Source organism: Pseudomonas avellanae BPIC 631 (genome assembly GCF_000444135.1).
GTDB classification, from domain to species: domain Bacteria; phylum Pseudomonadota; class Gammaproteobacteria; order Pseudomonadales; family Pseudomonadaceae; genus Aquipseudomonas; species Aquipseudomonas avellanae.
On record NZ_ATDK01000056.1, the window covers coordinates 37823 to 61622 of the forward strand.

18 protein-coding genes are annotated in these 23800 nt (G+C 58.9%); 12 read left to right on the plus strand and 6 right to left on the minus strand.

What is annotated here, in order from left to right:
• Positions 1-44: 44 nt before the first annotated feature.
• Positions 45-446, minus strand: coding sequence for an acyl-CoA thioesterase (locus DW49_RS0104300; protein WP_003378389.1), 402 nt, complete (start codon positions 444-446; stop codon positions 45-47).
• 429 nt (positions 447-875) lie between these two features.
• On the opposite strand from DW49_RS0104300, the gene DW49_RS0104305 reads away from it, so the two are divergent.
• The 9 genes from DW49_RS0104305 to DW49_RS0104345 all read left to right on the plus strand — a co-directional run bounded on the left by DW49_RS0104305 (position 876) and on the right by DW49_RS0104345 (position 16154).
• A complete protein-coding gene (locus DW49_RS0104305) occupies positions 876-2165 on the plus strand; it encodes an MFS transporter (RefSeq protein ID WP_005621853.1) in 1290 nt (429 codons plus the stop codon).
• A gap of 169 nt (positions 2166-2334) precedes the next feature.
• Positions 2335-3333 carry a phosphate ABC transporter substrate-binding protein PstS gene (locus DW49_RS0104310; RefSeq protein WP_005621850.1) on the plus strand — a complete coding sequence of 333 codons (999 nt, stop codon included), beginning with the start codon at positions 2335-2337 and terminating at the stop codon, positions 3331-3333.
• 128 nt (positions 3334-3461) lie between these two features.
• Positions 3462-5747 (plus strand): ABC transporter permease subunit, encoded by a 2286-nt coding sequence (locus tag DW49_RS0104315; RefSeq protein WP_024420050.1) that lies wholly within the window; start codon positions 3462-3464, stop codon positions 5745-5747.
• Between the two features lie 68 nt (positions 5748-5815).
• Positions 5816-7432, plus strand: coding sequence for a phosphate ABC transporter permease PstA (pstA, locus tag DW49_RS0104320; RefSeq protein ID WP_183144932.1), 1617 nt, complete (start codon positions 5816-5818; stop codon positions 7430-7432).
• 66 nt (positions 7433-7498) lie between these two features.
• Positions 7499-8332: a phosphate ABC transporter ATP-binding protein PstB gene (pstB, locus tag DW49_RS0104325; protein ID WP_005621840.1), complete on the plus strand. Its 834-nt coding sequence runs from the start codon at positions 7499-7501 to the stop codon at positions 8330-8332.
• Positions 8333-8402: 70 nt separating this feature from the next.
• Positions 8403-9164, plus strand: coding sequence for a phosphate signaling complex protein PhoU (gene phoU / locus DW49_RS0104330; RefSeq protein ID WP_003378397.1), 762 nt, complete (start codon positions 8403-8405; stop codon positions 9162-9164).
• Positions 9165-9367: 203 nt separating this feature from the next.
• Positions 9368-10261, plus strand: a complete 894-nt coding sequence (locus DW49_RS0104335; RefSeq protein WP_005621837.1) for a response regulator — start codon at positions 9368-9370, stop codon at positions 10259-10261.
• Between the two features lie 178 nt (positions 10262-10439).
• Complete coding sequence (locus tag DW49_RS0104340) at positions 10440-15092, plus strand: deaminase domain-containing protein (RefSeq protein ID WP_005621835.1); 4653 nt, start codon at positions 10440-10442, stop codon at positions 15090-15092.
• 159 nt (positions 15093-15251) lie between these two features.
• Complete coding sequence (locus DW49_RS0104345) at positions 15252-16154, plus strand: peptidoglycan DD-metalloendopeptidase family protein (protein WP_005621832.1); 903 nt, start codon at positions 15252-15254, stop codon at positions 16152-16154.
• Between the two features lie 202 nt (positions 16155-16356).
• Here the strand turns inward: DW49_RS0104345 and DW49_RS0104350 are convergent, their stop codons facing one another.
• From DW49_RS0104350 to DW49_RS0104370, 5 genes are all read right to left on the minus strand, one after another.
• Positions 16357-17697 (minus strand): hemolysin family protein, encoded by a 1341-nt coding sequence (locus DW49_RS0104350; protein ID WP_003383143.1) that lies wholly within the window; start codon positions 17695-17697, stop codon positions 16357-16359.
• 99 nt (positions 17698-17796) lie between these two features.
• Positions 17797-19119, minus strand: a complete 1323-nt coding sequence (phoR, locus tag DW49_RS0104355) for a phosphate regulon sensor histidine kinase PhoR (RefSeq protein WP_005621829.1) — start codon at positions 19117-19119, stop codon at positions 17797-17799.
• Positions 19120-19179: 60 nt separating this feature from the next.
• On the minus strand, positions 19180-19869 hold the full coding sequence (phoB, locus tag DW49_RS0104360; RefSeq protein ID WP_003383141.1) for a phosphate regulon transcriptional regulator PhoB: 690 nt from the start codon (positions 19867-19869) through the stop codon (positions 19180-19182).
• Between the two features lie 167 nt (positions 19870-20036).
• Entirely contained in the window at positions 20037-20927 is an 891-nt protein-coding gene (gene ubiA / locus DW49_RS0104365) for a 4-hydroxybenzoate octaprenyltransferase (protein WP_005621826.1), read from the minus strand.
• The gene (locus DW49_RS0104370) at positions 20927-21487 is read right to left on the minus strand and encodes a chorismate--pyruvate lyase family protein (protein WP_005621823.1); all 561 of its coding nucleotides are present in this window, start codon (positions 21485-21487) and stop codon (positions 20927-20929) included. The genes ubiA and DW49_RS0104370 overlap by 1 nt, the downstream gene beginning before the upstream one ends.
• A gap of 187 nt (positions 21488-21674) precedes the next feature.
• On the opposite strand from DW49_RS0104370, the gene DW49_RS0104375 reads away from it, so the two are divergent.
• The 3 genes from DW49_RS0104375 to DW49_RS0104385 all read left to right on the plus strand — a co-directional run bounded on the left by DW49_RS0104375 (position 21675) and on the right by DW49_RS0104385 (position 23503).
• On the plus strand, positions 21675-21842 hold the full coding sequence (locus tag DW49_RS0104375) for a rubredoxin (RefSeq protein WP_003383136.1): 168 nt from the start codon (positions 21675-21677) through the stop codon (positions 21840-21842).
• 48 nt (positions 21843-21890) lie between these two features.
• Complete coding sequence (locus DW49_RS0104380; protein ID WP_005621819.1) at positions 21891-23039, plus strand: NAD(P)/FAD-dependent oxidoreductase; 1149 nt, start codon at positions 21891-21893, stop codon at positions 23037-23039.
• A gap of 188 nt (positions 23040-23227) precedes the next feature.
• On the plus strand, positions 23228-23503 hold the full coding sequence (locus tag DW49_RS0104385; RefSeq protein WP_003383132.1) for an HU family DNA-binding protein: 276 nt from the start codon (positions 23228-23230) through the stop codon (positions 23501-23503).
• Positions 23504-23800 lie beyond the last annotated feature (297 nt).

Consider the following 23800-nt stretch of genomic DNA (forward strand, 5'->3'; position numbering starts at 1 on the left):
AAGAATGAGTTTACCGCGCAGCCAAACCTGGGCCGAGCAACAATTTACCGTCGTGCAGGAACCGAGCGTGTCCGGCCGCTGGAATCTATGGCCACGAACACGAATGCGGCCTCTGTTACCTTGCGCCACTCGCTGGTAACCGGGTCATCGCTCCACACTTCGACCATCATCTTGATCGAGGTGCGCCCCACTTCCAGGGTGCGCGTATAAAAGGAAAGCTGCTCGCCGACTGCGACCGGCACCAGAAACGCCATGCGATCGATAGCCACGGTCGCCACGCGACCGCCGGCCACCTTGCTGGCCATCGCGGTACCGGCCAGGTCCATCTGAGACACCAGCCAGCCGCCGAAGATGTCGCCAAAGCCGTTGGTTTCACGGGGAAGAGCAGTGATTTGCAGCGCAAGGTCACCTTGCGGAGTTGGATCTTCTTGTTCGAGCTCGATCATGCCTAGGGTGCCTCTGACCCATGACTCTCATTATTGTGTGCCGCGGTTAACAGGGGCCATTCAAAACCATGCGCATGAACGTTAGGGGTTCAGCACTGGTGTGGCCTAAGGGAAACTCTGCGAAACCCGCTGATTCAGACGTTTTCGCACAACTTCCCACTGCTGTTGACGGCTTGCGAGTATATCGGGCGTTGCGTCTTAGAACGACCGTCGGGTTTTCATTTTGTATTGATGCAGTTCTTGACATGTGTTTTTTGAAAGCAATTTGCTATCTTGCTGGACCTCTACAGGTAACAAGACTGCCTGTACACGCAATTTTGGTGCCTATCTGCGCCGTTGCTCCCGACTATCGCTTCTGCACGGCACCCCGCAGCAGCCAGCGTTGCTGTCGCTTGCCCCTTCGAAGAACAAGTAAAGAGAAGCCTTGTCATGTCATCTGTTCCCTCAAGTTCCACGCAGCCTGCGCGGCCGTTGACTCGCAGCGATTACAAAACCCTCTCGCTGTCCGCTCTGGGTGGTGCCCTGGAGTTCTACGATTTCATCATCTTCGTGTTTTTCGCGGCGGTGGTTGGAAAGCTGTTCTTCCCGGTCGATATGCCTGACTGGCTGCGCATGATGCAGACCTTTGGCATTTTCGCCGCCGGTTATCTGGCAAGGCCGCTGGGCGGCATTATCATGGCGCACTTCGGCGATTTGCTGGGGCGCAAGAAAATGTTCACCCTGAGCATCTTCATGATGGCCGTGCCGACGCTGATCATGGGCCTGTTGCCCACTTATGCGCAGATCGGCATGTGGGCACCCATTCTGCTGCTGGTGATGCGGGTCATTCAGGGCGCGGCCATTGGCGGCGAAGTGCCGGGGGCCTGGGTGTTCGTGTCCGAGCATGTACCTGCACGTCGCGTCGGTTATGCATGCGGCACACTGACGGCGGGCCTGACTGCCGGTATTTTGCTGGGCTCGCTGGTTGCCACGGCGATCAACAGCATTTACACACCGGTTGAAGTGTCGGACTACGCCTGGCGGATTCCTTTCCTGCTGGGCGGCGTGTTCGGCCTGATGTCGGTGTACCTGCGTCGCCTGCTGCACGAGACCCCGGTGTTCGCCGAACTGCAACAGCGCAAGGCGCTGGCAGAAGAAGTGCCACTCAAGGCGGTGTTGCGCGATCATCGCGGGGCCGTTGCGCTGTCGATGCTGATGACCTGGTTGCTGTCGGCCGGCATCATTGTCGTGATCCTGATGACGCCTACCATCCTGCAGACTATCTACGGCTTCCCGGCGGCCACGGCGTTGAAGGCCAACAGCCTGGCAATCGTGTTCCTCAGCCTGGGCTGCATCGCTGCCGGCGCGCTGGCGGATCGCTTCGGTGCAGGCTGGGTATTTCTGCTGGGCAGTGCCGGTTTGCTGGTCAGTTCCTGGACGTTCTATCACGTCCTCGGCAGCCATCCGGAGGTGCTGTTCCCGCTCTATGCAATCACCGGGCTGTTCGTCGGCACCATCGGCGCGGTGCCTTACGTCATGGTCAAAGCCTTCCCGCCTGTGGTGCGCTTTTCCGGGCTGTCGTTCTCCTACAACCTGGCGTACGCCATTTTCGGTGGTCTGACGCCGATGGTGGTGACGTTAATGCTCAAGAGCAGCCCGATGGGGCCGTCCTGGTATGTCGCGATTCTCTGCGGCCTGGGCATGGCAATCGGTGTGTTCCTGCTGACCAGGAAGCGTTGATCAGCGTCGCCTGAAAACCGGCTTGTTGATCCCTACCGCTAAAAGGCTGTCGCCCCCGTTCAGGGGCGATGGCCTTTTCATCTTATTGTCATAATCAATTCATAGAGTGTTCACAAGACTGGCCGACGAGGCTTGTGAATACCTACATACCCTGCCCGGAGCGCAAGGAATGACACTCAAGCGTTTGATGACTGCACTGACGTTCGTTGCCGCTGGAGTGGCAGCAACCCACACGTTCGCGGCCGTCGACCCTGCCATCAAGGCCTACACCAAGACCTCCGGTGTGTCGGGCAATCTCTCCAGTGTCGGTTCCGATACCCTGGCAAATCTCATGACCTTGTGGGCGGAGGCGTACAAGAAAGAATACCCGAGCGTGAACATCCAGATTCAGGCAGCGGGTTCTTCCACTGCCCCGCCGGCATTGACCGAAGGCACCGCCAACCTGGGGCCGATGAGCCGCAGGATGAAAGACGGCGAACTGTCGGCGTTCGAGCAAAAGCACGGTTACAAACCGACGGCGATTCCGGTCGCGGTCGATGCGCTGGCGGTGTTCGTGCACAAGGACAACCCGATCAAGGGCCTGACCCTGCAGCAAGTGGACGCGATTTTCTCGGTAACCCGGCTGTGCGGCGCCAAGGCTGATGCAAAAACCTGGGGTGATGTGGGCGTGACGGGCGATCTGGCGGGCAAGCCGATCCAGCTGTTCGGTCGCAACTCGGTCTCAGGCACTTACGGTTACTTCAAGGAAGAAGCCCTGTGCAAAGGCGACTTCAAGGCCAACGTCAATGAGCAGCCGGGTTCGGCATCCGTGGTCAGCGCCATCAGCAACTCGCTGAACGGTATTGGTTACTCGGGCATTGGTTATAAAACGTCCAATGTCAGGACCGTGCCGCTGGCGAAGAAAGAGGGGGGCGAGTTTGTCGAAGACAACGAAGCCAACACGTTGAACGGCACCTATCCGCTGTCGCGCTTTCTCTACGTTTACGTGAACAAGGCACCCAACCAGCCTCTGGCACCGCTGGAAGCAGAATTCGTCAAACTGGTGCTGTCCAGGCAGGGCCAGGAAGTGGTGATGAAAGACGGTTACATTCCGCTGCCCGCGCGCGTGGTGGAAAAGACCCTGACTGATCTCGGCCTGCAAAGCGCAAGCGGGCTGGCGGTCAAGTAGCCGCGAGGCGCAATGGACTGGCCTGCACACAAATTTCACCGTCCGCCGCCGGCTTCACGGGCAGCGGGCTTTTTTGCGTCACCTTGCTGTAATGTTTTTGTCATACAAGGCGTCTACGGTGTGTGCGCATGAATGAGCTGTTCAAATCCTCGATGAATCAGAGTTCGCCTCCGGAGCGGATCGACTTCAACACGCCTGCCATGCAGCGCAAGCGTCGTGTCCGCGCGCTCAAGGATCGGCTCACTCACTGGTACGTCGCCATTGGTGGCCTCGCCGTGCTGGCCGCCATCACGCTGATCTTCTTCTATCTGGCCTATGTCGTTGCGCCGCTGTTCAAAGGCGCGAGCCTGACCTCTGCACCGGCGCTTGATGCGCCGTGGATGCAGGGCGCCGGCGAGCCGTTGATGATCTCGATCGAAGAGCAGAACCTGATCGGCATGCGTGTTTCCGACAAGGGCGAAGTGATCTTTTTCAATGTTCAGAGCGGCGCGGAGCTGCACCGGGTGGCCTTGCCGCTCCCTGCGGGTGTGTCCGTCGCTTCCATCGGCAAGGATCAGCCCGGCGCGCCGCTTATAGCACTGGGCCTTTCCAATGGTCAGGTGCTGATTTTCAGGCATACCTACCTGACCACGTATCCGGACAACCAGAAAACCATCACCCCGAGCGTGGCCTGGCCCTACGGTGAAACACCGCTGGTGCTGGATGAAGCCGGGCGGGCGGTCGAACATGTGACGGTCAGCGCGGACGGCGATAGCCTGAAAGTGGCGGGTTCGACCGGCACCCAACTGCACGTCATGTCGCTCGAACAGAAAGAAAACATGATGACCGGCGAGATGACGCGTGAGCAGACGCGCATCGAACTGCCGCAGATGTCCGCCGAGGTCAAAGCCATCTACATCGACCCTCGCCAGCAATGGATGTACGTCATCAATGGCCGGGCGCAGGCGGATGTGTTCAGCCTGCGTGATCGCAGCCTCAATGGGCGTTACAAGCTGCTGGAGGACGGCAACGCCGAAATCACCGCCAGCGCTCAGTTGGTCGGCGGTATTTCGCTGATCATCGGCAACTCCAAAGGCAGCATGTCTCAGTGGTTCATGGCCCGTGACACTGATGGCGAACAGCGCTTCATGCGGATTCGCGACTTCAAGATGGGCAAGGCGCCGATCCGTCAGATCAGGGCCGAGCAGCGTCGCAAGGGTTTTATCGCACTTGATGAGTCGGGCCGGCTGGGGGTGTTTCACAGCACGGCGCACCGCACATTGCTGGTCGAAAAGGTTGCAGATGGCCCCGGCATCCTGACGCTGTCGCCGCGCGCCAATCAGGTGTTGATCGAAAGTGGCGGCAAGTTGTTGCCCCTCACGCTGGATAACCCGCACCCGGAAGTGTCCTGGAGTTCGCTGTGGGGCAAGGTCTGGTACGAGAACTACGACGAGCCCAAGTACGTCTGGCAATCCACGGCGTCCAATTCTGACTTCGAGCCAAAGCTGAGCCTCGCACCGCTGACCTACGGCACGCTCAAGGCGGCGTTCTACGCCATGCTGCTGGCCGCGCCGCTGGCCGTTGCTGCAGCTATTTACACCGCCTACTTCATGGCACCGGGCATGCGCCGCAAGGTCAAGCCGGTGATCGAGTTGATGGAGGCCATGCCGACGGTGATTCTCGGCTTCTTTGCCGGACTGTTTCTTGCGCCGTACCTGGAAGCGCACCTGCCTGGCATCTTCAGCCTGTTGCTGCTCACGCCGATCGGTATTCTGCTGGCCGGCTTTTTCTGGACCCGTCTGCCTGATTCGATTCGCCTGCGCGTGCCCGATGGCTGGGAAGGCGCGATTCTGATCCCTGTCGTGCTGTTGGTAGGCTGGTTTTCCCTGAGCATGAGCCCTCACCTGGAAAACTGGTTTTTCGGTGGCGACATGAGCACGTGGATCCGCGACGAACTGGGTATTACCTACGATCAGCGCAACGCGCTGGTGGTCGGTATTGCGATGGGCTTTGCGGTGATCCCCAATATTTATTCGATTGCCGAAGACGCCGTGTTCAGCGTGCCACGCAGCCTGACCCTCGGCTCGCTGGCACTGGGCGCAACACCGTGGCAGACCCTGACGCGGGTCGTCATTCTGACCGCCAGCCCGGGCATTTTTTCAGCGTTGATGATCGGTATGGGCCGGGCGGTGGGTGAAACCATGATTGTGCTGATGGCCACCGGCAACACGCCGATTATGGACATGAACCTGTTTGAAGGCATGCGCACCCTGGCGGCCAACGTTGCGGTGGAAATGCCCGAGTCGGAAGTCGGTGGCAGTCATTATCGGGTGCTGTTTCTGGCGGCGCTGGTGCTGCTGATCTTCACCTTTGTGATGAACACTCTCGCAGAGCTGATTCGTCAGCGTCTGCGCAAGCAATATTCGTTGCTGTAGGAAGGTAGACGTTGTTGAAACGGAACTCACTCAAAAGCTGGTTCAAAAGCGGCGCGCCTGGCGTCTGGATGAGTGCGGGCGCCGTTTCCATCGCGGTGATCATGACCATCGGGCTGCTGGCGGTGATCGCCGTGCGGGGGCTGGGGCACTTTTGGCCTGCTGACCTGGTGGTCGCGCAGTACGCGGTGCCCAATCAGCCGGCGCATGTTCTGGTCGGTGAATTGGTCGAGCAAGAGCAGGTGCCGCGTGCGCGCCTGAAAAGCGCTGGTCTGCCGGTGCCCGATCAAGGGCCGGAGTTCATGACCCGTGAGCTGTTCAAGGTTGGCAACCGTGACCTGAACCCCAGTGATTTCACCTGGGTAGTCGGCGAGTGGCTGAGCGGGCAAAGCAGCCCCGCAGAGCTGATGACGCTGGAGCGCCGCGAGTGGGGCAATTTCTACGGCTATCTGGTCAACGTCAAGGAAGGTGGCAGGGTCGTGGCCGAAGGCGAAGCGGCCTGGCCAACCCTGCAGGAACGCATCAAACGCATCGAAACGCTCGCTGACGAGCTCTACAGCCTGGAAAAGAAAGACATCGGTGCGATCAATCATGGCATTGAGCGCTTGCGTCTGCAGGCCCGCAAGTTGGAGCTGGCCGGCAAGCTGGATGCCGCTGCGCAAGCCGACATGGCAGCGGAGCGTGCTGAACTGGACGCGCGCTACAAGGTTATCGAGGGCCGTCTTGAAAAGCTGCATCAGGCCTTTGACCGTGACAGCCTGACGGCCCGCGATGCCGACGGCAAAGAAATCGAGATCAGCCTGGGCAAAGTGGTGCATGCCTACCAGCCCAACGCGATGGGCACGTTCACCAAGCTGGGCTTCTATTTCCAGAAACTGTGGGAGTTCCTCAGCGACGACCCCCGTGAAGCCAACGCCGAGGGCGGTATCTTCCCGGCCATCTTCGGCACGGTGATGATGACGCTGATCATGGCTGTGATCGTGACGCCGTTCGGTGTGCTGGCGGCGGTTTACCTGCGTGAGTACGCGCGTCAGGGCCTGGTGACGCGCCTGATCCGCATCGCCGTGAACAACCTGGCCGGTGTACCGGCGATTGTGTACGGCGTGTTCGGCCTCGGATTTTTCGTTTACGTGCTGGGCGGCTCGGTGGATCGTCTGTTCTTTCCCGAAGCGCTGCCAGCCCCGACGTTCGGCACGCCTGGCCTGTTATGGGCCTCGCTGACGCTGGCGCTGCTGGCGGTTCCGGTGGTGATCGTGGCCACCGAGGAAGGGCTGGCGCGCATTCCGTTGACCCTGCGCGAGGGCTCGCTGGCACTGGGTGCCACCAAGGCCGAAACGCTGTGGAAGATTGTGCTGCCAATGGCCAGCCCGGCGATGATGACCGGCCTGATTCTGGCGGTCGCCCGCGCAGCCGGTGAGGTGGCGCCGTTGATGCTGGTGGGTGTGGTCAAACTGGCCCCGTCATTACCCGTGGATGGCAACTATCCTTACCTGCACCTTGATCAGAAAATCATGCACCTGGGTTTCCATATTTACGACGTAGGGTTCCAGAGCCCCAATGTCGAGGCGGCACGACCGCTGGTTTATGCCACCGCGCTGTTGCTGGTGCTGGTCATCGCCTTGCTCAACCTGTCGGCGGTCAGCATTCGTAATCATTTGCGGGAAAAGTACAAGGCGCTCGACAATTGATCCTTGCGACGCCTGCGGGCAAGCAGGGCAGTTCGATGCAACGAATGGTTCGCACAGGAGCAATCCATGCAGCATGAAAGACCGACTCACGGCATGAACATGCCGGCCCTGCGACGTCGCAAGCAAGTCCTGGACCTGGCCGATGAGACGGTGGCCATCGAAGTGCCGGGGCTGAGTCTGTTCTATGGCGACAAGCAGGCGCTGTTCGACATCGCCCTGAATATCCCTAAACAGAAGGTGACTTCGTTCATTGGTCCGTCCGGCTGCGGCAAGTCGACGTTGCTGCGCAGTTTCAATCGCATGAACGATCTGGTCGATGGCTGCCGCGTCGAAGGCGCCATCAACCTGTACGGGCACAACATCTACACCAAGGGTGAGGAAGTCGCTGAATTGCGTCGGCGCGTCGGCATGGTGTTCCAGAAGCCGAACCCGTTTCCCAAGACGATCTATGAAAACGTGGTCTATGGGCTGCGCATTCAGGGGATCAACAAAAAACGCGTACTCGATGAAGCTGTCGAGTGGGCTTTGAAGGCTGCGGCGCTGTGGGATGAAGTCAAGGACCGGCTGCATGAGTCGGCCCTGGGTTTGTCCGGTGGTCAGCAACAGCGTCTGGTGATTGCCCGAACGATCGCCGTGGAGCCGGAAGTCCTGCTGCTCGACGAACCCTGTTCGGCACTCGATCCGATTTCGACCCTTAAAGTCGAAGAACTGATCTACGAACTGAAATCCAAATACACCATTGTGATCGTTACCCACAACATGCAGCAGGCGGCTCGGGTGTCGGATTACACCGCGTTTATGTACATGGGCAAACTCGTCGAGTTCGGTGACACGGATACGTTGTTCACCAACCCGGCAAAAAAGCAGACTGAAGACTACATCACCGGTCGTTACGGCTAGGACGTGCTTCGTCAGCCCTGAACCACCGCTGCGTTTTCGCAATTAACCGGACGTTCCAAGGACACCCAGCATGATCCACAAAGACAGCCATACGCATCACATTTCCCAACAGTTCAACGCTGAACTCGAAGACGTTCGCAGCCATTTGCTCGAAATGGGTGGCCTGGTCGAGAAACAGGTCAACGATTCGGTCACGGCATTGATCGAGGCCGACTCCGGTCTCGCCCAGCGTGTTCGTGAGGTTGACGACCGGATCAATCAGATGGAGCGCAGCATCGACGAAGAGTGCCTGCGCATTCTGGCTCGTCGTCAGCCTGCGGCGTCCGATCTGCGCCTGATCATCAGCATTTCCAAGTCGGTGATCGACCTGGAGCGCATTGGTGATGAAGCTACCAAGATCGCCCGCCGTGCCATCAAGCTCTGCGATGAGGGCGAGGCACCGCGCGGTTACGTCGAGGTGCGGCATATCGGCGATCAGGTGCGCAACATGGTGCGCGACGCGCTGGACTCGTTCGCGCGCTTCGACGCTGAGCTGGCCCTGTCGGTCGCGCAGTACGACAAGATCATCGACCGCGAGTACAAGACCGCCCTACGAGAGCTGGCGACCTACATGATGGAAGACCCACGCTCGATCTCCCGGGTACTGGACGTCATCTGGGTGCTGCGCTCGCTGGAGCGCATCGGCGACCACGCACGCAACATCTCCGAGCTGGTGATCTATCTGGTGCGCGGGACCGACGTGCGGCACATGGGCCTCAAGCGCATGAAGGAAGAAGTGCAGGGTATCTCGAGCGAAACCGCTAATGTTCCGGGCAACGCTGACGATAAGTAAGATTGCCTGCGAGAAAAACGCCCGGCACGCGCTGGGCGTTTTTCGTTGTGCAGCGCAATATTTCCGTCGCCTGCGGATTAAATGTCGCGGCGTAGTCAATCAATATGGCAGTTGGCTATCGGTCAACGCTATGCTTGCCGAAACAAAGGGCGTGTTGGCATACCGCAGTTCGCCTCCAGGTGAACACGCCCGCAGGAGCGTCGATGAGTAAGGTCAGTGTATTGGTGGTGGATGACGCGACTTTCATTCGCGACTTGGTCAAGAAAGGGCTGCGCAATTATTTTCCCGGGATTCATACCGAGGACGCGGTCAACGGTCGCAAGGCTCAGGCATTGCTGAGCAAAGAGTCGTTCGATCTGATTCTGTGCGACTGGGAAATGCCCGAGATGTCCGGCCTTGAGCTGTTGACATGGTGCCGCGAGCAAGACAATTACCTGAAAACCGTTCCGTTCATCATGGTGACCAGCCGTGGCGACAAGGAAAACGTCGTGCAGGCGATTCAGGCCGGTGTCACCGACTTTGTCGGCAAGCCATTCACCAACGAGCAGTTGCTGAGCAAGGTCAAGAAAGCGCTGGCCAAGGTCGGCAAGCTGGATGCCGTGATGTCCACGGCCCCGGCGCGCATGAACTCGCCGCTCAACGACTCGCTCAGTGCGCTGACGGGTGGCAAGGCTGAGGTGGTTCGCCCCACGTCTGCTGCAGCGCCTGCCAGTATCCCCAAAGCACCGCCAGTCGCAGCAGTCCGTTCGGCAGAGCCTACCGGTCGTGGTCAGGGTCAGTTGCGCCTGCCCAACGGTACTCAGCCGTGCGTGATCAAGGCCCTGAGCCTGAAAGACGCCACGCTTGTGGTGCGCGTCAGCGAAAAGCTGCCGCAGGTACTCGAGAGCGCCGTACTGGACCTTGAGCAGGGCGAAAGCAACGAAGTCGCACGTCTGAACGGCTACCTGCACTCGGTGGCTGCGTTCGAGCAGAAGCCTGACAGCGAATGGCTGCAAGTGACCTTCCGCTTTGTCGATCAGGATGCACAGAAGCTGGATTACCTGTCGCGTCTGATCGCGCGCGGCACGGCGCAGAAGCACTTCGTTCCGGGGGCCTGATACCGATGCTCCGTGGTCGGGACGCCTTCCTCGACGCTGCGCTTCATAGCGCAGCCTACGACCTGCGGCGGCTTTTCCTGCGTCATCCAGACAGCTCGTCGTCTATCGGTGCCGGGCAATAGTCTATTTAGTTTTTCCAGTCGCATGAAAATGCAAATCACCACTGGAAATCCACTCGATGACTTCAACTCCGCTCGAATCAAACGTCCATACGGCTGTTGCACCTCCTGCACCCTCCGCCAATCAGCGCTCTGGCCTGAGCATTTTCTGCCAGGCTCTCGTCGGGCTGACGCCCGTTGGCGAGTACCACGACAAGGCGCTTGCGAATTCGCTCAACCAGCAACTGGCTGCACCTGAGCGCCAGATTGCAATTGCGCGCCGGTTGGCAGCGATCCCGGGCAGCCACTGGCCCGACAGTAACCTGCACGTCGACCCCTCGACCGCCATGGCACTTGCCAGCCGGGCCGACTACCTGCGCAGTATGGCGATCCATGTTGTTAATCCCGACGGCGCACGCTGGCTGAATACGGCTATTGAGGATGCGACTGCCGCGCCGGGCATGCGCGCGCTTTCTCTGGCAATCAGCCTTGGTGCCGAGCACTCGAGATTATCGTTCGAGTCGCTGATTGCGCTCGCAGCCATAGTGCTGATGCCGGTGCTGCATGCGAGCGTGGCGCTGGACGAGTCGTTGCCCAATGCCAAGAGCCTTGATGCAAAGGTTCCGCGCCTGGACACCTGGAGCACTGTTCGCGATGTGGGGTATCTGCTGCAGCGTTCGGGTATGGCGCTGCTGTGCGAGCCTGAGTCGCAAGGCAGCGTTCTGCGCTTGAGCCCTTACGCCACCTGGCATGCGCTATGCCAGACCGCACAGTTCAAATCTGTCTTCAAGCCGCTGCTGAGTTACATGGATTGGTTCGGTGGACGAGCGGGCGAACATACGTCGCCGCTCGTTACCCAGGCGCTTGCCGGCCGGGTGATCGCCAATCACGTTGCAGCGACAGTGCGCATGGACGGCGAGCCACTTGAAAAGGCTCTGCGGCGCAAATGGGTCTGTGAGCACAGCCATGTGCAGATTCATGACAAGGTGCGCAAGCTGGTTCGCGCTCACTTTCCTCAAGCCCTGCCGAGCACTCTCGACATAATGTTTCACCTGTTTTTGCGTGAAGCGATGCCCGAGCTTCTGGTCGAGGGCGTGCCCGACCACCTTCAATATGGACGTTCTTTGCAGAGCGTCGCCTTCATTCATGGCGTTGCGCTGGTTGAAGCGTTGTCGCCGGGCCTGTCACAGATCACGCCATACGACACGCTGATCAAGGTCAGCGCGGATCTGGCTCAATCGAGCGATGTCGATATTCATGCGCTGTGGGCGAAAACGCTGATTATTCCGGCGCTGCGTTACGCCACTGCGCACGGCGCCATTCAATGGGCGGCCAACGATGATGTCCATCACGCCAGCGCCGCGCAGATCAGTCAGGCGCTTGCTTATCTGGATGCTCAGCAGAGCCTTCATGCTCAGGAACTGATCAGCTTGCTGGGAATAAAACCAGCGGACCGAAAAGGCCTGGCGCAGCAGATGCTGAAAGCGGCAGGTGTTGATCATTGGCTTTGGGTGCAGAGCATTCATATCGATAATTGGCCAATATTGCAGGCGCATGGGTTCACAGTCGCGTCGTCTTACTCCATTTACCGCCTGCTGGCAGCCGGGCGACCGCAGGCGTCAGTGGTCGAGCTGGTGATGATGGGTGAGGTGTACATTCAGGGACAGCCCACGGTCCCGGAAGCCTACGCCACTGCATTCGATGCATTTCAGCGCGCACTGGTCAGTGCCGAGGCCAGCATCATCCGGCGCCAATTGTCAGAAATGCAGGTGATTGACCAAAAGACCCTGCTTGATTCCACCTGCGAGCTGAGCAGGGTCCGATTCGGCGCTCAGGAAGGGACGCAGGGGCTTTTCATCCGGTGCCAGGCGGGCGATCACCGCAGCGATTTTGAGGGCCACTCGGTGGGCGAACGCTTTTTTGAGTTGATCCCGGCAGCGGGCGTCGCCGGAGAAGTTCGTCAGGCGTTCAGGTACGCGGTAGAGGGCGTTACGTGGTCCGGCACTATTCCGATCACAGAAGCGCTCAGCCGCAAGGAGGCTCACCAGCGACGCATTGAAAAAGCCAGAGTTACCCCGCTATGGCCAATGGACAGCGACGCTTACCTGCTTGGGGCCGTATCACGTTCTTCGGCAGCCGTTCACCAGCCGCAGCAAGGGACGCTGATTCCCTCTGCACTGCTGGTCTACTCTGCTGATAACGATCAGCAAAGCGGCCTGGACATCCTGGCGAGCAAGGCGGCGGAGCATTTGCTCGGCGATTTTCTCGAGCGCAGTAAAGCTGAGCACCTGCACGAGACTCAATGGGAGCAGGTCTGGGCGAAGGAACGTGAATACGCCGATATCGCTGCACGTCTGATCATTCCGTTTTACGGCTGTATCAAGGACCTTGCATCCGGTGATCGGTCGGGCGGTGCGATAGTTGGCTGTGTAATGGATGTTGCCTTCGTGTTGCTTCCTTTGGGGCAGTTTGTCAGTTCAACCGCGCGCATCGTTCTGCGAGCGGGCGAAATGAGCGTCGAGTCAGTTGCCAGACTCACCGGCAAGGCGGTCGGCAAGTTGATCGCCGGGCTGGCGAAGTCCAGTGCTGTATTCGCCTTGCGCGATATGGGCAGGCTGGGACTGAAAATGGGTGTCCGAGGCTGGGCCGCATTGTTGGAAGACGTGCCGTCGCTGAGCAGTGTGTTTTCATCGCAGGCTGTGCTTGACGCCACTTTCGGCCTGGACAAGGGAATGTATCGGATCGCCGAAGACGTGCAGTTGCCGATAACTGCCGAGCCTGCGGGCAAGACCGTAATGGTCGATGGCAGAGCCGACGTGGTGGTACGCGACGTAGGCACTCTGGAACAACCGGATTTCAGGCTGTCTGATCCACGGTCAGGCGCGGCATTTGGTAAAAAGCTGACGCAGGTTGCACAGGGCGAACGAATGGAGTTCTCGGTTTTTTCAGCGCAGGAGCGCATAAGCCCTGAAAACTACCCGCCCATCGCGCCGGTAACGGAGGTCGAGTACGGCACCGCCTGCGAGGTACGCATTGTAGAACGCTGCAATGTACGGGCTATCGAGCGGGAAGGGGGTGTATTCGATATTCTTGTCGATGATCAGATCTACCACCTTGATGCCAACGCGCCTGACGCAGCATTGCGCAAGCTCGCTGTTGAAAAGTTATCCCTGCGCTCAGCGTCATTGCAGGAAACAGAGAGACTCTGCCGGGTTCGGCGCAACCTGATAGAAATCCCCTGCACTAATGGTATAAAGCTGGCAACACCCGCGCCGGAGCCGATAATCGATGGCTCGACGTCCCCGAAACGTACTGGTAGATACCCGAGCAATGCCATGGATGCCCGTGAGTTCGGGCTGGACAGGTTGTCTCTGGGGGCCGACTCTGCGGCGAGTAGCATTGATGTATTCGTCAACGAAGGCAAGTTCTGTAAATGGGCCGATTCCGTTGAGCCAGTAGCCTCTACATCGACTGCCGTGAAACAGGCCATCCCGCTTTCCGAGGCCGAACGGGCGCTGCTTGCGTTGCCTGAAACACCGGTTTATCTGCCCGAGCTTCGCGGCGCGCTGGCAAGGGCAGGGCTACTTGGCCTGCCGGAAAACTTCCCGATGGATGATGCGCTGTGGATATACGCGCATATACCTGTCATCAATATCGGCCCCATTGCTTCAGACATCGCGGATGCTCGAGCCCTTCGCGGTATCCGATTGAAAATAGACGGGGAGAACTGGATTTTCCTCGAGCCAGACACCGGGCTGTTCTACAAGGCGCCCATTTCTGTAGATGAGGCGCCCGACCTGAGGTTTTCTCGCGTTACCGAGGCGGTTGAAATCAATGAATACATCCGGGTATCCGAGCAGTATCGGTTGGTTCGCGAGTTTCCAGGGGCCGAGCAGGACCAGGAAAATATCGCCCGTCTGCTGTTTGATTTGCTGGATGATTCCGCGCGGGCTGACTGGAATGTGTCCTGGGGAGATCCTGTCACTGGTTATGACGACTACGTGCGGTGGTGCGCTGCCAATCAAAAACGCAATGCCCTTCTGAGGTTTGCCGCTAACATCATGTCTGGCGAAGAGATTCAGAAAAAATTCGTGACGCTGGCCAGAAACAGTATTCCAGACTTCAAGAAGATTACTCTGAGAAGCTTGCCGGATCAGCAGCACATCGTGGAAGTGCTTAATCAACTGCTGCCGACGCAGGGGTCTCCCGTCAAATGGGAGAAGCTGAGCCTGGAAAGCATCGTGACGCCCAAGGCACCCAAACGCATAATGAAACAAATCCGCGGGGCAAACCTTTCATTCTTGCAGGCCTGTACCGAGTCCGGTGACCGGATCGTGTACTACGCGCTGTCTGGTGGTAACAAAGCCAAAGATCTGAAGCTGCAAATAGATGTCACTGAAAGCAGCGAGCGAGTCATCGATGGCGTGATTTACCGGGATGCACGGGCTCGTATGGCTGGGCGTCAGCCGGATCCGGGGTTTACCAGCCTGCCGGTCATCAGGGACGTAGATCATTTGGTTGTCAGATCATTCGGACGTTATCTTGATTCGGAACGTTTGATTGCGACTGTCTTGAAGGAAGACATGGCGTCCACCAAACTGACGCATATCAAGGTGTTCACTGTGTTGGACACTTGCCGCTCCTGTGGCGGATTCGTTTTACCGCGTTTGAAGCTAGACTTCCCTGATGCGCAATTTTCGGTGACTTACCTGAAACCTTATCAAGCTGTCTGACTGTATTCACCTCGCGCAGGGTTTAACGGCACTGCGCGTCTTATGTCTGGCGCGGCTTGTCTGGCGTGTTATTCATGTCCGATTGATACCGCTGAGTCCTCTTCTGCCTGCAAGGCTGCTAGGCTTGGCACCCAGCACCCTTGAACCTGATCGCCTCCGATGCTTGAACGCCTGCTTGTCCTGTTTGCCCTGACGTTGACTGTGCAGTCGGCGGGGGCGGTCACGATCTACAAATTCACCGATGCCCAGGGCGTGGTGTCTTTCTCGGACCGGCCAACGCCGGGTGCATCGGTCATGGTATTCCGGGACCGGATGGTCGAACGTATCGATCAGCAGGTGCACCTGAGTGTGCGGCGGGAAAAGGGCGTGCACAGCCTGTATGTGCGTAACGACCTTTATGCCCCGGTCGAGGTTGAACTCAAGCTTTCCAGCGTCACCAACGTGTTGGGTGTGGCAGGGGCTTCCTCGACATTGCGCCGCACGATCCCGCCACGCAGTAACGAACGGGTGGTGGTCTTGAGCCCCAAGGTTGCGAGCAAGCCGATGAATTACGCGTCGATGCTCACGTCCACGCTGGGCGATCCCAAGGGCTCGGTACACGCTTACAAATACCCTTTGCCGTGGATCGGTGGGCCGTTTCGTCTGACCCAGGGGCCCAATGGCAGGTACAGCCACTTCGGTGTCAAAGGGCGCTACGCGATGGACATCGCCATGCCCGAAGGCACGCCGATCATCGCAGCGCGTGGCGGTACGGTAGTGAAAGTCGAAAACAGTCAGTCAGGCAGAGGCTCGAATGCGTCAGGCAACTTTGTGCGGATTCTGCACGAGGACGGCACGATGGGCGTCTACCTGCATTTGATGCAAGGCTCTGTGACGGTCAGGGAAGGTCAGCGGGTCAGTGTCGGTACTGGGCTGGCGCGTTCCGGCAACACCGGCAACAGCACCGGCCCGCACCTGCACTTTGTCGTGCAACGCAATTCGGGCAATGAACTGGTCTCCATCCCCTACGAATTCGCTACACCGGTACAGAGCCTGCCCAACTTCGCGGTGGGCGGGAATTGAACGGAGGCCATTTATCGCTCCTCCACGCCGCGCTCATCGTTATACGCAAGTCCTGGAACGTCCGGAAAAGGGTTTCCAGGCTTCTGCCCAAAGCCTTCGGCCAGAATCAAAAACAGACGTATGTATAACGATGAGCGCTCCGTGTGATAGCGCCGTTCTGGATGCTCCGCGTCCTATCCCAATAGGCACTGCAAACGGCAGATCAATCCAGCTTCAGCACTTTAGCCAAAACGATTTTCGGGCCTTTCATCTTTTTGATGATGATGCGCAGGCCCTCGACTTCCATCTGCTCTTCTTCTTCCGGCACGCGCTTTAGGGTTTCGTAGATCAGACCTGCCAGGGTTTCCGCTTCTATGTGATCCAGGTCGATGCCCAGCAGGCGCTCGATCTTGAACAGTGGGGTATCGCCACGCACCAGCAGTTTGCCCGGCTGGTAAGCGAGAATGCCGCGCTCTACCTTGCGGTGTTCGTCCTGAATATCGCCGACCAGCACTTCGAGCACGTCTTCCATGGTCAGGTAGCCGACGATCTTGCCGTCGGCTTCTTCGACCACAGCGAAGTGCGCGCCGCCCTTGCGGAACTGCTCCAGCAATTGCGACAGCGGCATGTGCCGCGACACGCGCTCCAGCGGGCGGGTCAGTTCAGCCAGGTTGAAGGATTCGGGAATATGATCCAGCGCGGCCAGCTCCAGCAGCAGGTCCTTGATGTGCAATAACCCGACGAACTCGCCACGTTCGGCGTCGTACAGCGGATAACGGCTGAATTTGTGGCGACGAAACAAGGCCAGAATTTCCTTGAGCGGCGCGTTGAAATCCAGCGAGACCATGTCTTCTCGGGAGTTGGCCCAATCGACTACTTCCAGCTCGCCCATTTCGACAGCAGAAGCCAGCACCCGCATCCCCTGATCGCTGGGGTCCTGACCACGGCTGGAGTGCAGAATCAGTTTCAGCTCATCGCGGCTGTAGCTGTGCTCATGGTGCGGGCCAGGCTCGCCCTGGCCTGCGATGCGCAGAATGGCGTTGGCGCTGGCGTTGAGCAGGTAGATGGCCGGGTACATCAGCCAGTAGAAGAAGTACAACGGCGCCGCCGTCCACAGCGACAGCAGCTCCGGCTTGCGGATCGCCCAGGACTTGGGGGCCAGCTCGCCGATGACGATGTGCAGGTAGGAAATGATGAAGAAGGCGGTAAAGAACGACACGCCCTTGATCAGTTCCGGGGTGTCGACACCCATTGCGGCGAGCAGTGGCTCCAGCAGGTGCGCAAACGCCGGTTCACCCACCCAGCCCAGGCCGAGGGAGGCGAGGGTGATACCCAGTTGGCAGGCCGAGAGGTAGGCGTCCAGCTGGCCGTGGACTTTACGCAGGATGTGCCCGCGCCAGCCGTTCTTGTCGGCGATGGCCTCGACCTTGGTCGAGCGCAGTTTGACCATGGCGAACTCCGCCGCAACGAAGAAACCGTTGAGCAGGACCAGGAACAGAGCAAAGAGAATCATGCCGAAGTCGGCAAAGAGTGAAGACAGGTTAAAACTAGGAGAAGGGTCCATGATGGGGTTTTGCAGGGTCCGTATTAACAGAAAGAGGGCGATTTCGCGCCAGAGAAGACGCTATGAACCCGGCAATGTAGCGGCTGAAAGCTCGATTGCCTAGTAGTCTGAATCGTCGTTCAAGGGTTTGGACAATTGGTCGTCGGCAAAGTGGCAAGTAAAAACGCTGCCCTTGCCCGGAACGCTATTGATCTCAAGGTGGCCGCGATGGCGCAGTAACACGTGTTTGACGATCGCCAGGCCCAGCCCCGTGCCACCGGTATTGGACGCCCGGCTGGTGTCGACCCGGTAAAAGCGTTCGGTCAGGCGTGGCAGATGTTTGGTCTCGATACCGATGCCCGAGTCCTGCACGCTCAGGTGCGCGCCCCGTTCGTCGTGCCACCAGCGTATGCGGATAACGCCTTCGGCCAGTGTGTACTTGACCGCGTTGAAAATCAGGTTGGAAAACGCGCTGCGCAGCTCGCTTTCGCTGCCTTTGAGGAGCATGTCGCTTTCAAGGCTGATATGGATCTGTTGATTCTTGCTGCCCGACAGCGCATTGGCGTCGGCGGTGATGGTCTTGAGCAGGGTCGTGACCACGACCGGATTACTGTCCGACGGGTAATCCGTGGCTTCGAGCTTGGCCAGCAACAGCAGGTCGTTGAGCAGGGTCTGCATGCGCCCGCCTTGTTGATGCATCTGTTGCAGTGCCCGCACCCAGCGTGGGTTTACCTCTTCCACGTTGTCGAGCAGTGTTTCCAGGTAGCCGAAGATCACGGTCAGCGGCGTGCGTAATTCATGGGACACGTTGGCGACGAAGTCTTTGCGCATCTGCTCCAGCAGATGAATACGCGTGACATCGCGTACCAGCATCAGATGTTCGTTGTTGCCATAACGGGTTATCAGCAGCTGAATGCGCATGCGGTCGTTGGTGGGCGAGGAGATCTCCAGCGGCTCGCTGTAGTCGCCCAGCGCAAAGTATTCCTTGAAGCGTGGATGGCGCACCAGATTGGTCACCGGCTGGCCACTGTCCTGCGGCGTCTTGAGGCCCAGCAAGGTTTCGGCGGCGCGGTTCCACCACTCCAGGTTGCCTTCGCTGTCGAGCATGATCACCGCATCGCGCAGGGCTGCGGTGGATTCCTGCACGCGATCAATGACGGCCTGCAAACGGCCACGAACCCGCTGGTCACGGCGTTGCAGGTGGTAGATGCTGTCGAACACTTCGCCCCACAGGCCGTAACCGTCTGGAGGTGGCTCGTCGGCCTTGTGGCTGCTCAGCCAGTCATGCAGGCGCAGCAATTGTTTGAGGGTCCAGGCCAGGTACAGGCCCAGACCGGTGGCCAGGCTCCAGCCATAGTGTCCGCTGATCAGGCCCACCAACAGGCAGGCGGTGACCAGCAGCAACATGTGGCGTATCAGGGTGCCGTGCCAATTTTGATTCAATTAAGGGTAAATCCTTTTCTGGACCGCACCGGTCGCTGCCCTGCATCGACGAAACGGCTGTCAGCTCTTCGTGGAAAAGCGATAGCCGGTGCCGCGCACGGTTTGTACCAGATTTTCATACGCATCACCCAAGGCCTTGCGCAGGCGACGGATGTGAACATCGACGGTGCGCTCTTCGACGTACACATTACCGCCCCAGACCTGATCCAGCAGTTGGCCACGTGTGTAGGCGCGCTCCTGATGGGTCATGAAAAATTGCAGCAGGCGGTATTCGGTCGGGCCCATTTCTGCCGGTTTGCCATCGATGGTGACGCGGTGGCTGATCGGGTCGAGCAGCAAGCCGCCGACTTCGATAGGGGACTCTCCGTCAGTCGGCCCGGCCCGACGCAGCACGGCCTTGAGGCGGGCAACCAGTTCGCGGGGCGAAAACGGCTTGGTGATGTAATCGTCAGCGCCCACTTCCAGGCCCTGGATCTTGTTGTCCTCTTCGCCCTTGGCGGTGAGCATGATGATCGGGATATCCCCGGTCAGCTCATCACGTTTGAGACGTCGGGCCAGTTCGATGCCGGATGTGCCAGGCAGCATCCAGTCGAGCAGAATCAGGTCAGGTTTGCGGTCGACGATGATCGCATGGGCCTGCTGAGAGTTTTCGGCTTCAATACAGTCGTATCCAGCCATTTCCAACGCTACGGCGATCATTTCACGAATAGGCGCTTCGTCGTCAACGATCAGGATGCTCCTGCCAGCCATGCTCGAACCTCTTGTCATTTAACTGTCTTGGGGCGCATTAGATAACGGAATTATTGCAGTCGTGTGACAGGTCTGGATGAGGCTAGCATGCGCACAGGATATGGGGCCGGGCAGGCGCCCTGATCACGCCTTTATTTCAATTGCCCGGGTGTGCATGGAGGCTGTGCTCAGCGCAGGGCGTAATCGGCGACGATGCCGAGGAATATCGCAAGGCCCGCCCAATGATTGTGCAGAAAGGCCTTGAAGCAGGCATCGCGCTCGCGCAGGCGTGTGCTCCAGAATTCCCAGGCGAAGCAGGCGGCCGCGATCAGCAAACCCGTGTAGAAAAAGGCACCCAGCTCAAAGCGCGAACCGGCCAGCGCCAGACAGCCCAGCGCCAGACCTTGCAGGGTCAGAATGATCACGCGGTCGGCATCGCCAAACAGCACTGCGGTGGATTTCACACCGATTTTCAGGTCATCGTCGCGATCGACCATTGCGTAGTAAGTGTCGTAGCCCACTGTCCAGAGCAGGTTGGCGATGTACAACAGCCAGGCTGCGGCAGGCAGTTCGCCGGTTTCAGCGGTGAATGCCATCGGCATTCCCCACGAGAACGCGGCACCCAGCACCACTTGCGGGTAATAGGTGTAGCGCTTCATGAAAGGATAGCAGGCAGCCAGCGCCAGCCCGCCAAAAGACAGCCAGATCGTCGTGCTGTTGGTGAACAGCACCAGCACAAAACTCAGGCTGACCAGCACGGCAAACAGCACCAACGCTTCACGCGAGCTGACTTTGCCGCTGACCAGCGGGCGTTGTTCGGTACGCTTTACGTGACCATCGACCTTGCGGTCGGCGAAGTCATTGATCACGCAGCCCGCTGCGCGCATCAGGAATACGCCTGCCACGAAGATGAACACCGTGTTCAGCGACGGCGAGCCCTTGCCTGCGATCCAGACCGCCCACAGGGTTGGCCACAGCAACAGATAAATACCGATCGGCTTGTCGATACGTGTCAGCTGGACAAAATCCCAGGCGCGTGGGCTTAGGCGATTGAGGGATTTGAGCAGGGACAGGTACATCAGGCGTGGTCCTCGTTATGAATCGCATTCCACAGGGCGGGCAGAAAAACTTCGGCAACCAGCACGCTCAACGCACCGCGACTGAACTGCGAGCGGCGTGCCCAGAGCCCGTAAACTGCATCGGCATCAGGCAGCCAGCGTTGCGGGTAATGACACACCTGGAGGGTGCCGCGGTCGAACGCCGGGTCGCTGAACAGCAATGCGCCCAGCGAGCGGGTACCCAGTTCGTCCATGTGCAAACCGCCGTGTTGCAGCGCGTCCCGTGCGGCGACGCTGCGGGCGAACACCCAGTTTTCGCCATTACCGCGCAAGTACACCTCGCGCACCCAGCCTTCGCTGGCTGCTGGCAAACTCAGGGCAGCGCATTCGTCGTCGCGCAACGCTTGCCAGCCTTCAAACAGGGGGACGATATCGAAGCCGCCGTCAGACAAGCGGTCCAGTCGGCGTGTAAGGGAGTCCTGATTGAACAGCCAATCGTGAAATACGGTCTCGGGCGTGCCAGTCAGTTGCTCGCGCTCAAGCCAGTCAGGCGTAACGAATACGGGGGAATGCTGGGTCACAATAAGTCAGTTTCGACGGCCAACGAGGCAGCGAGCTTATCACGATTGCCTGGCTTGCCCGCCGACTGACAGAGCAGCAAGTCATAGAATCAGGCTTGCATCCGGGCCTTGCGATCAGTACAACGCCCGTTCAGGTGGCAATAGACCGCCGCACTACACTTAGCCTGATAACCAAGAGAATCAAAACATGAAGAAGTGGCAATGCATTGTCTGTGGCCTGATCTACAACGAAGCCGATGGTTGGCCGGATGACGGAATTGCCGCCGGCACACTCTGGCAGGACGTGCCTGAAGACTGGCTGTGCCCGGATTGCGGCGTCGGCAAGATGGACTTTGAAATGATCGAAATCGCCTGATCGTTCTTCGGTAACACTGAGCAGAAAAACATTGAGCAGGAAAAAACAATGAGTGCACCCGTCGTCATCGTCGGCACCGGCCTTGCGGGCTACAACCTCGCTCGGGAGTTTCGCAAGCTGGACGCAGACACACCGCTGCTATTGATCACGGCCGATGATGGCCGCTCCTATTCCAAACCAATGCTGTCCACCGGCTTTTGCAAGAACAAGGAAGCCGATGGCCTGAGCATGGCCGAGCCGGGTGCAATGGCCGATCAGCTCAAGGCCGAAATCCGCACGCACACGCGTGTCAGCGGCATTGATCCCGGCCATAAACGCCTGTGGATCGGTGAAGAGGCGGTGTATTACCGTGATCTGGTGCTGGCCTGGGGTGCTGAAACCATACGCGTGCCGGTGGAAGGCGATGCCAGCGATGCGGTGTTCCCGATCAATGACCTGCAGGACTACGCGCGCTTTCGGGCGGCGGCTGCGGGCAAGCGCCGCGTATTGATTCTGGGGGCAGGCCTGATTGGCTGCGAGTTTGCCAACGACCTGATGCTGGGCGGTTACGAAGTGGACCTGGTTGCGCCCTGCGAGCAGGTCATGCCGACCCTGTTGCCGCCTGCTGCTGCGGCGGCCGTCAAGGCCGGGCTTGAAAGCCTGGGGGCACGTTTCCACCTCGGCCCGCTGCTGACACGTTTGCAACGCGCAGATGATGGCCTGCAAGCGCATTTGTCGGACGGGCAGGTGATTGATTGCGATGTGGTGGTTTCGGCCATTGGCCTGCGGCCGCGCATCGATCTAGCCGCCGCTGCTGGCCTGGAAACGGGGCGCGGCATTCTGGTGGACCGTCATTTGCAAACTTCCCACGCCACTATCTACGCGCTGGGCGATTGTGCTGAGGTCGACGGTCTCAACCTGTTGTATGTCATGCCATTGATGAGCTGTGCACGCGCCCTGGCCCAGACGCTGGCCGGAACACCGACGGCCGTGAAGTATGGCCCCATGCCGATCACTGTAAAGACGCCGGCGTGTCCGCTGGTGGTTTCCCCTCCGCCGCGCGGTACTGACGGCCAGTGGAGCATCGAAGGGCAGGGGGCTGATATCAAGGCGCTGTGTCACGACGCCGATGGCAATCTGCTAGGTTATGCACTGACCGGCACCGCTGTTATGGAAAAACTCGCACTGAACAAGGTTTTACCTGCGTTATTGGCATAATTTCGCGTCAGTTTGTCGGATATACCACGGATTTTTGCCAAGAAACCATGCCCGCGCACTGGCGCGGGCCACGCCAGCATGCCATCCTCGGTCTGTCTGCCGCTACGTAGAGCCGTCGCGGCGCCTTGTTGTCGCTTTTCACGAGCGGCGCGGGACATAAAAACAAAAAACCGTTAAAGAGGCTTCATATGCGTAAACCAGATGTTGCAGCCGCTATTGCTGAAAAAGCGGATCTCACCAAAGAACAGTCCAACCGCGTTCTCAATGCCATTCTCGAAGAAATCACTGGCGCACTGCACCGCAAGGATAGTGTCACGCTGGTAGGCTTTGGCACGTTTCTGCAACGCCATCGCGGCGCCCGGACTGGCAAGAACCCACAGACCGGGGAGCCGGTAAAAATCAAGGCAAGCAACACCGTAGCCTTCAAACCGGGGAAAGCCCTGAAAGACAGCGTCAACCCTTGATACCTGGTCGCGCGCCTCGGCGGGAGGCGCGTTACTGAAACGCGGGCACACCACTCAGTTGGCGTGCCCGTTTTTGCATCTGGCGTGTCGTACGGTTCATGCGCGAGCGCCTGTTGTGAGAATAATCCTACTGAATTTTGTACAGCTGCCTTCCTGAACCCTGGCATTTGCCTGACATTTTCCTGTTTCGCATTCCCCTAGGGTCTGTTCCCGTTTCGACGTAACCTATTGATCCCTATGAGAACAGGCCCGTATTGTTGGAGTTCTCACACAACACCAATACGAGCCTGCAATGCC

What these genes read in the sequence shown, in the direction of transcription:
- DW49_RS0104335 (WP_005621837.1), top strand. Translation starts at nt 9,368, where the DNA reads ATGAGTAAGGTCAGTGTATTGGTGGTGGATGACGCGACTTTCATTCGC.
- ubiA (WP_005621826.1), bottom strand. Translation starts at nt 20,927, where the DNA reads ATGTACCTGTCCCTGCTCAAATCCCTCAATCGCCTAAGCCCACGCGCC.
- DW49_RS0104310 (WP_005621850.1), top strand. Translation starts at nt 2,335, where the DNA reads ATGACACTCAAGCGTTTGATGACTGCACTGACGTTCGTTGCCGCTGGA.
- DW49_RS0104350 (WP_003383143.1), bottom strand. Translation starts at nt 17,697, where the DNA reads ATGGACCCTTCTCCTAGTTTTAACCTGTCTTCACTCTTTGCCGACTTC.
- DW49_RS0104300 (WP_003378389.1), bottom strand. Translation starts at nt 446, where the DNA reads ATGATCGAGCTCGAACAAGAAGATCCAACTCCGCAAGGTGACCTTGCG.
- DW49_RS0104380 (WP_005621819.1), top strand. Translation starts at nt 21,891, where the DNA reads ATGAGTGCACCCGTCGTCATCGTCGGCACCGGCCTTGCGGGCTACAAC.
- pstB (WP_005621840.1), top strand. Translation starts at nt 7,499, where the DNA reads ATGCAGCATGAAAGACCGACTCACGGCATGAACATGCCGGCCCTGCGA.
- pstA (WP_183144932.1), top strand. Translation starts at nt 5,816, where the DNA reads ATGAGTGCGGGCGCCGTTTCCATCGCGGTGATCATGACCATCGGGCTG.
- DW49_RS0104305 (WP_005621853.1), top strand. Translation starts at nt 876, where the DNA reads ATGTCATCTGTTCCCTCAAGTTCCACGCAGCCTGCGCGGCCGTTGACT.
- DW49_RS0104375 (WP_003383136.1), top strand. Translation starts at nt 21,675, where the DNA reads ATGAAGAAGTGGCAATGCATTGTCTGTGGCCTGATCTACAACGAAGCC.
- DW49_RS0104345 (WP_005621832.1), top strand. Translation starts at nt 15,252, where the DNA reads ATGCTTGAACGCCTGCTTGTCCTGTTTGCCCTGACGTTGACTGTGCAG.
- DW49_RS0104315 (WP_024420050.1), top strand. Translation starts at nt 3,462, where the DNA reads ATGAATGAGCTGTTCAAATCCTCGATGAATCAGAGTTCGCCTCCGGAG.
- phoU (WP_003378397.1), top strand. Translation starts at nt 8,403, where the DNA reads ATGATCCACAAAGACAGCCATACGCATCACATTTCCCAACAGTTCAAC.
- DW49_RS0104340 (WP_005621835.1), top strand. Translation starts at nt 10,440, where the DNA reads ATGACTTCAACTCCGCTCGAATCAAACGTCCATACGGCTGTTGCACCT.
- phoB (WP_003383141.1), bottom strand. Translation starts at nt 19,869, where the DNA reads ATGGCTGGCAGGAGCATCCTGATCGTTGACGACGAAGCGCCTATTCGT.
- DW49_RS0104385 (WP_003383132.1), top strand. Translation starts at nt 23,228, where the DNA reads ATGCGTAAACCAGATGTTGCAGCCGCTATTGCTGAAAAAGCGGATCTC.